The sequence below is a fragment of the Streptococcus sp. k-628 genome (genome assembly GCF_013277475.1).
GTDB lineage: Bacteria > Bacillota > Bacilli > Lactobacillales > Streptococcaceae > Streptococcus.
In genome coordinates this window covers 1-6,666 of sequence record NZ_VMMZ01000103.1, presented here as the reverse complement: position 1 = coordinate 6,666, position 6,666 = coordinate 1, and the positions used below count along the sequence as shown (strand labels likewise).

At 36.0% G+C, this 6,666-nt stretch carries 6 protein-coding genes and 1 pseudogene; 4 read left to right on the top strand and 3 right to left on the bottom strand.

The window, feature by feature from the left end:
* Positions 1 to 97: 97 nt before the first annotated feature.
* Positions 98 to 718, bottom strand: coding sequence for a hypothetical protein (locus HT730_RS09970; protein ID WP_049532500.1), 621 nt, complete (start codon positions 716 to 718; stop codon positions 98 to 100).
* 247 nt (positions 719 to 965) lie between these two features.
* Positions 966 to 1,829, bottom strand: a complete 864-nt coding sequence (locus tag HT730_RS09965; RefSeq protein WP_173307500.1) for a helix-turn-helix transcriptional regulator — start codon at positions 1,827 to 1,829, stop codon at positions 966 to 968.
* A gap of 208 nt (positions 1,830 to 2,037) precedes the next feature.
* Here HT730_RS09965 and HT730_RS10645 point away from each other — a divergent pair.
* The 4 genes and pseudogenes from HT730_RS10645 to HT730_RS10710 all read left to right on the top strand — a co-directional run bounded on the left by HT730_RS10645 (position 2,038) and on the right by HT730_RS10710 (position 5,702).
* Positions 2,038 to 2,189: pseudogene (locus HT730_RS10645) on the top strand (PhrA family quorum-sensing system peptide).
* Between the two features lie 444 nt (positions 2,190 to 2,633).
* A complete protein-coding gene (locus HT730_RS09960) occupies positions 2,634 to 4,649 on the top strand; it encodes a DUF1430 domain-containing protein (RefSeq protein ID WP_173307499.1) in 2,016 nt (671 codons plus the stop codon).
* Between the two features lies 1 nt (position 4,650).
* Positions 4,651 to 5,283, top strand: coding sequence for an ABC transporter ATP-binding protein (locus HT730_RS09955; RefSeq protein ID WP_173307498.1), 633 nt, complete (start codon positions 4,651 to 4,653; stop codon positions 5,281 to 5,283).
* Between the two features lie 140 nt (positions 5,284 to 5,423).
* Positions 5,424 to 5,702: a competence protein ComA gene (locus HT730_RS10710; RefSeq protein WP_173307497.1), complete on the top strand. Its 279-nt coding sequence runs from the start codon at positions 5,424 to 5,426 to the stop codon at positions 5,700 to 5,702.
* A 506-nt stretch (positions 5,703 to 6,208) separates the two neighbouring features.
* On the opposite strand, the gene ndk is transcribed toward HT730_RS10710, so the two are convergent.
* Positions 6,209 to 6,622, bottom strand: coding sequence for a nucleoside-diphosphate kinase (gene ndk / locus HT730_RS09945; protein ID WP_173307496.1), 414 nt, complete (start codon positions 6,620 to 6,622; stop codon positions 6,209 to 6,211).
* Between the last annotated feature and the right edge of the window lie 44 nt (positions 6,623 to 6,666).

Genomic DNA, 6,666 nt, shown 5'->3' with positions numbered 1-6,666 from the left:
TCAAAACACTGTTTTGAGATTGCAGATAGAGCTGACGTAGTTTGAAGAGATTTTTGAAGAGTATTACCATCATAACATCCATAAAAACAAGCTTTCTCTAAAAGAAAATGAGCGTAGCAATGACCAATACAAGATCTCGGAAAATATGACCATAAAAGGAAACTTCCTTCTTAACCGAATTTGGGACAAGATAGGCTGCAAAAAACAAACCCAGTCCAATATAAATCAAAAGAGAGACAATGGTCATTGGATTTCTTAAGAAGAGAAGTGTTGCTAAAATAGTCACCAACACTGTCTTTTTTCTATCTAGCATAGCAAGCAAATCACGCATGTATTTTTTTAAGGGTAAAAAAATCAGCAAATCTAGCCCAAATAGAAAGAAAAAGGATGGCAATAAAAAGTCAACTAATTCTTGCTGCAGCGTATTTTTGATGAACAAGTTATCTGACAGGACAAGAACAGCTCCTAACAAATTAATTAAGAGCAGGATACTGTAAAAAAGCTTCACTGACTGCTTACTGGCTAGGACACTATGGACTTCTTGCTTACGGGTATAAAGATAATTTACTCCAGCACAGATTCCTGAAACGAAGACCATACTTCCGATGAAAAAAGCTGTACTTTGTTTAAAGGACAAGATGCATTCTTTCCATAGGAAACAGCTACTCAAACTGATTTGAATTAAAGCTAACAAAAATAAGATTCTCATTGATTTCATCTTTTCTCTCCCTTCCTACCAATCATTATACTAGGAGAAAAGAGAGAACTGTTTCTAATCTTCTCAAATGTCTCTTTAAGACGCTAAACAAACACCAGAGACTAATACTCAATGAAAATCAAAGAGCTGACGTGGTTTGAAGAGATTTTGGAAGAATATAAATTTGAAATAAGGCTGATAGTATTCATTTCACTATCAGCCTTACAGGTTATTTAACGTTTTAGAAAAACTATAATGTCAAGATTAACTAAACAGTATCTAATTCCTTCAAATAATTTTCTATCTTCATCAACATTAAAGGATTGTTATAAATCTTACATAACTCTCTTGCTTCTATATAATAATTTTTGACTTGTTCTTTGTCTAGAAATTTGGCCCCAGCATTTCCTACAAGAATAAGTAGGGGAGCCAGTTGGTAGCTTGTCTGTCTTTGTTTACAGAGTTCAATCGTCTCAAGAGCTTCTTGGATGGCTTCGTTATATTTTTCCTTTGACACTAGATAGTGAGCGTAGTTGTAACGAACTCTGATGTAGCCAAATAAAAACTCTTGATGCTCAAAATTTTTTGTCTGATATAACTCCATCAAATGAGAGTAGTTTGCCTCATATTCTTGTTCGCGACCCACTAAGGAATAGAAATTAGATAGAGTATTCAATGCCTTTAAATAAATCAGAGTATTTGAGGCTACTTTTAATAATATATTTTCCAATGAAGAAATTGCCTCACACTTACTGTCATATTGATAGAAGTCAATAATAGCTTTAATCCATTCAAGGTAAGTTCGGTCTTCTAGTGTTAGAAAAGTACTTCGTTCAATCTCTATTCTATAAATATATTCCAAATTGTCATAATTTCTGTCATCTAATAGTCGAGCAGATAATTGCTTGAAATTAGAGAGATTAGATTTAATTTCAATTTGTTCATTAAAAAAATAATCTAATGGCACTTCAAGTCGCTGTGAGAGTTTGAACAAAAGGTCTGCGGAGGGAATGAAATGCCCTCTCTCAATTTTACTAATCTGGCTTTGTTCACAAATTCCTTCTGCAAGAGTTTGTTGGGAGAGACCTAACTCTTTTCTTTTCAATCTGAATTTCTCTGCGAGTGTATTCATTAAAGATAATAAACCTTCCTATTTGCTTAATTTCATTATAAAATTTTTAGTTCAAAATAGCAAGTTAAAGGAATAAATAATTCTTTAAAGTAACAAACAAAAAAAAAAAGTTAAAAATTACATAAAAATGCTTGGCTAAATAAAATATATCTGTTAAAATAAGGATAACGAAAAAGAAAAGGGTTTCACGAATGAAAAAAATCGTGGAATTCAAAAATTAGCTATATTTGCATTACTAGAGGTTTTTACGTTTAGTAACACAATTCCTTACCAACAGTTATTCAGAAGAATAAACGATTGGAGATTCGAGTCCAATCACAAAAGAAGTCCAATGGTCTTGATGTTGGGAAGGCTGATTGATGTCGTATTACTTTAAAATTCAACTATTTAGAGAAAGGTATTCTTATGAGAGCTTGTAACAATACCAGATAGATATAAGAATGGAGATGTTTGATAAAATGCTTTCATAGCTAACCAACTGTTGAAAATTATGAGTTACAAAATCTAAAGTATTTAAGATTGGTTTATAAAATTAGGTCTCTGTCTGTAGAAAGGAACGTGCAGTTAGAAAGGAGGAGAAAATAGGATACTATAATTCAGACTGAGATTTCTAATTAAAATATGTAGTTGCATTTCGCTCATTTTCATAATATTTCATTCAGAGGAGGAATAATATGTTAAAAATTTGATGCGGGATGGTAAAGAATAATTGAAGAAGATTCTTTTATCAATAGTTTAGTAAGCTTGTTAGTTTATAGAGGGCAGGGGTATTTCTGCCCTCTGCTTTAGAATAAGGAATGCACTATGAAAAAATTATTTATACTCATATCCAACCTGCTTGCTAGTTTGTTCTTTGTTTGGGTATTTACCATTTGGACTGATACATATGTCTCCTATTATTACCCCAACGTTGTTGTACGTGATTCTTCCCCTGAAACAACTTTTCAGCATGTTGCTACACGCTTGGAAAAACTAGCAGAAGAAACGGATAGCTTTATTGCGATTCAACACCAAGATCCTAACTCAGAAGGTACTCCAGTGTTTTCTTATACGACCTTTGGGAACGGAAAGTTGCCTGATGGGCTACAGGAAAAAAATCTAGAAGATGCTCAAAGTAGTAGTGTTGAAACAAACTATTTTGTATTCGATGGAAACCTAGATATTCACTTGCTAAGGGAGGAGCTAAGTCAACTTGGCTTGACTAACATGCACCTGACAATTCCATCTAAACTATCTACGTTAATGGCTATCTTTAGTAACGGATTTCAGTTAATCAGTTTATTGATTTTCATCTTAACCTTTGGAGCACTGACTTTAATTAGTCAAATTAGCCAATTACGGTCGTCGGGCATTCGCCTCATTTCAGGAGAGAAACGGTGGTCCATTTTTCTTAGACCAGTTGGTGAGGATTTGAAAGGGATAGCTGTTGGTTTCAGTTTAGCTGGCGTGCTCGCCATTCTTATGCAAAAAATTCTGTCGCTTCCAACGCAATCCCTAATGACCATAGGAGAAGGCTTGCTCAGTTATAATCTCATCTTGTTGTCGATCTCCCTGTTTTTCGCTCAACTCTTCGCAGTTGGGATAAAAAAGATACACCTGATGCAGATTATAAAAGGGCAAGTGCCTGTCAGAGGAATCATTAGTTTGATTTTAATCGGTCAACTATCAGCGATTATTATTGTAACGCTGGGAATAGGGGGTAGCTTAAAGTATTCCCAAGCCTGGCAACAGCATCGGATTGGACAAGAGGCTTGGAGCCAGGAGAGGCAACTGATTACCCTATCAATCAGCCGTGAAGGAACGAGTCCTGGTTTTGATGAACAAGCTCAAAGGAAACTCAGAACTTGGTATCAATTGATGGATCTGGCTGTTTCAGAACAAAAGGCTTTCTTATCTAGACACCAGTTAATTGACCGTACTTTGCAAAATGGCATGACTTCCTCCAAAAACTTTATAACCTCTACAGAATGGTACGATTACAGCCCGAATGGCAATGTCCTTATCGTCACACCGCAATACTTGGAGCGTCAAAACATTCCTGTAGATACAACTATTGAACAAAAGATGAATCACCTTGATGTAGGGGAGTTTGTCTTATTGCTGCCTGAACACCTCCGTTCAGAGGAAGAACATTATAAATCTGTTTTTGAAGACGACTTAACCAGTCGCATGTCTAGTCAAGATGAACGACAGCAAATGACTGCTACGGTAGGTTATTTAGAATCAGGTCAGGATCGATTTGTGTATAATACGACCCCTATTTCTTACCAGCAGTTTTTGAAAGATCCAATCATCATTGTTATAACACCCCAATCAACTGGTCCACAGTCCATTTTGTTTTGGATAGACGCAGTACAGAACTACGTTCTCTTTAATCAATTGTCTGATGCCCAGGAGCTTATCCAGAGACAAGGCATTGAAAATTGGGTCTCAGAAATGCAAACAGGTTACCACAACTACATCACATTATTGGATAATATCCAGAGGGAACGTTGGGTAATGCTAGCAGGAGCTGTGCTTGGGATTGCAACTTCAATCTTGTTGTTTAACACTATGAATAGGCTCTACTTTGAAGAATTTAGACGTGCCATTTTTATCAAACGCATTGCAGGTCTCAGGTTCTTAGAAATCCATCGCACTTATCTCTTTGCTCAACTGGGTGTGTTTTTACTGGGATTTGTTGCGAGTGTATTTCTTCAGGTAGAGATACTAGTTGCTTTCTTAGTCTTGTTACTCTTTACTGGTCTATCTCTTTTACAGTTACATGTCCAAATGCAGAAAGAAAACAAGATGTCCATGCTTGTTTTGAAGGGAGGTTAATATGATTGAACTTAAACAGGTGAGTAAATCTTTTGGAGAACGAGAGTTATTTTCGAATCTTTCAATGACATTTGAGGCTGGAAAAGTCTATGCCTTAATTGGTTCAAGTGGTAGCGGAAAAACAACCTTGATGAACATGATTGGGAAATTAGAATCTTATGATGGCACGATTCTTTACCGAGGTAAAGACCTGGCCAATTATAAATCGAGTGATTTTTTCCGTCACGAATTGGGCTACCTCTTCCAGAACTTTGGCTTAATTGAAAACCAAAGTATTGAAGAAAACCTTAAGCTAGGTCTCATTGGTCAAAAGTTGAGTCGGTCGGAACAGCGGTTGAGGCAGAAGCAGGCTTTAGAACAGGTCGGCCTGGCTTATCTTGACCTAGATAAGCGCATCTTTGAGTTATCGGGCGGAGAATCGCAACGGGTTGCCTTGGCAAAAGTTATCTTAAAGAATCCACCCTTTATTCTGGCAGATGAGCCAACAGCTTCAATAGACCCAGCAACCTCTCAGTTGATTATGGAGATTTTGCTATCTCTTCGAGATGATAATAGGCTAATCATTATCGCAACACATAATCCAGCAATTTGGGAGATGGTTGATGAAGTGTTCACGATGGATCGTCTGAAATAAAAATCCTTGTTTTTAATTGCACGATGAGTTACTGAAATATTATCATGAATCAATAATTGGAGTTAATTTAGAATTGTACTTTATGAATATTGAGGTAACTTTTTCTTGATAAAGGAAGAAATAGTGGAGAGGAAGTTAGAATGAAAAAATTCGACAATTATATTATTGAGAAGCCTTGCGATTCTAATTCAGATAAACTGCAAAAAATCTTAATAATTGAAAGTTTGGTAGATGATATTTTGCAATTTGCTCTCAGAATCAATAATAGTGTAGGAGAGATTTTCCTCCTACAACCGTTTCAAAAGAAAACTATCTTTATTCCATGTTATTTTGAGAAAGATATTGTGAAAGTCAAATATGATGATAAAGTTGAGTGGAATTTGTTAGAATTTCAAAAATTTAGAGCATTTTTGGCTTAGTAATATGTGTTGAAAGCTCAAAATCTATGGTAAAAAGTAGCTTTGAAAACGTATTGCCTCCAAAGATTTAGTTAAATAATGATTTAACACAAAAAGAAATTATTGAAGTTCTGGAAAGATGTTGTTTCAGTATTGAGAAAAGGTGGGAAAAACTTGCGATTTTCACAGAGAAAGGAAGAAAAAGTATAGAAATATAGTCAATCGAAACAAGAACAGGACAAAAGAGCCTTTGTGCCATATCCTTCTCCTTTCGCTTTACAATTGGCTTGAACACCTTTATTGTATCGCGTTTGGAGTTTTTTTGGTATAAGCTTCGACGCGCACCCGCATAGCGGGTGTTTTTTTGTCTCGCACCTAACGGAGCGAGATGGACTAATAGTCACATAATCAAAAAACGCACCATATCAAAAACTAAAAAGTTTGATATTATGCGTCATGTCTTAAACTAATTGACTATACTTTCTATTCAAATGAGCTTTTAACCAATTGATTGAGCCAATCCACTCTTAAAACCAAAGAGCAATTTCTCGCTTAGCTGACTCTTCTGAATCTGAACCATGTACAACATTTTGGATAGCCTCATTTTCTCCAGCAGCTTTTGCAAAATCACCTCGAATAGTGCCTGGTAAAGCTTCTTCTGGGCGAGTCGCACCCATCATAGTCCGCCAAGTTTCGATTACTTTGGGACCAGAAATAATACCCACAAAAACCGGCCCTGAAGTCATGAATTCACGAATCGGTGGGTAAAAACTTTGACCAACCAAGTCCTGATAGTGCTGGTCAATCAACTCTTCTGAAACCTGTGAACGCAACTCCAATTTTTCGATTGTCAATCCACGCTGTTCGATACGTTTCAGCACTTCACCCACTAGTCCTCTTTTTACACCATCTGGTTTAATGATAAAAAATGTTTGTTCCATACCTGTCTCCTTTGTCAGCTTCTTTCTTTTATACTCTTCGAAAA

Coding starts and splice junctions, on each gene's coding strand:
- HT730_RS09970 (WP_049532500.1), bottom strand. CDS start 718: ATGAAATCAATGAGAATCTTATTTTTGTTAGCTTTAATTCAAATCAGT.
- HT730_RS09965 (WP_173307500.1), bottom strand. CDS start 1,829: ATGAATACACTCGCAGAGAAATTCAGATTGAAAAGAAAAGAGTTAGGT.
- HT730_RS09960 (WP_173307499.1), top strand. CDS start 2,634: ATGAAAAAATTATTTATACTCATATCCAACCTGCTTGCTAGTTTGTTC.
- HT730_RS09955 (WP_173307498.1), top strand. CDS start 4,651: ATGATTGAACTTAAACAGGTGAGTAAATCTTTTGGAGAACGAGAGTTA.
- HT730_RS10710 (WP_173307497.1), top strand. CDS start 5,424: ATGAAAAAATTCGACAATTATATTATTGAGAAGCCTTGCGATTCTAAT.
- ndk (WP_173307496.1), bottom strand. CDS start 6,622: ATGGAACAAACATTTTTTATCATTAAACCAGATGGTGTAAAAAGAGGA.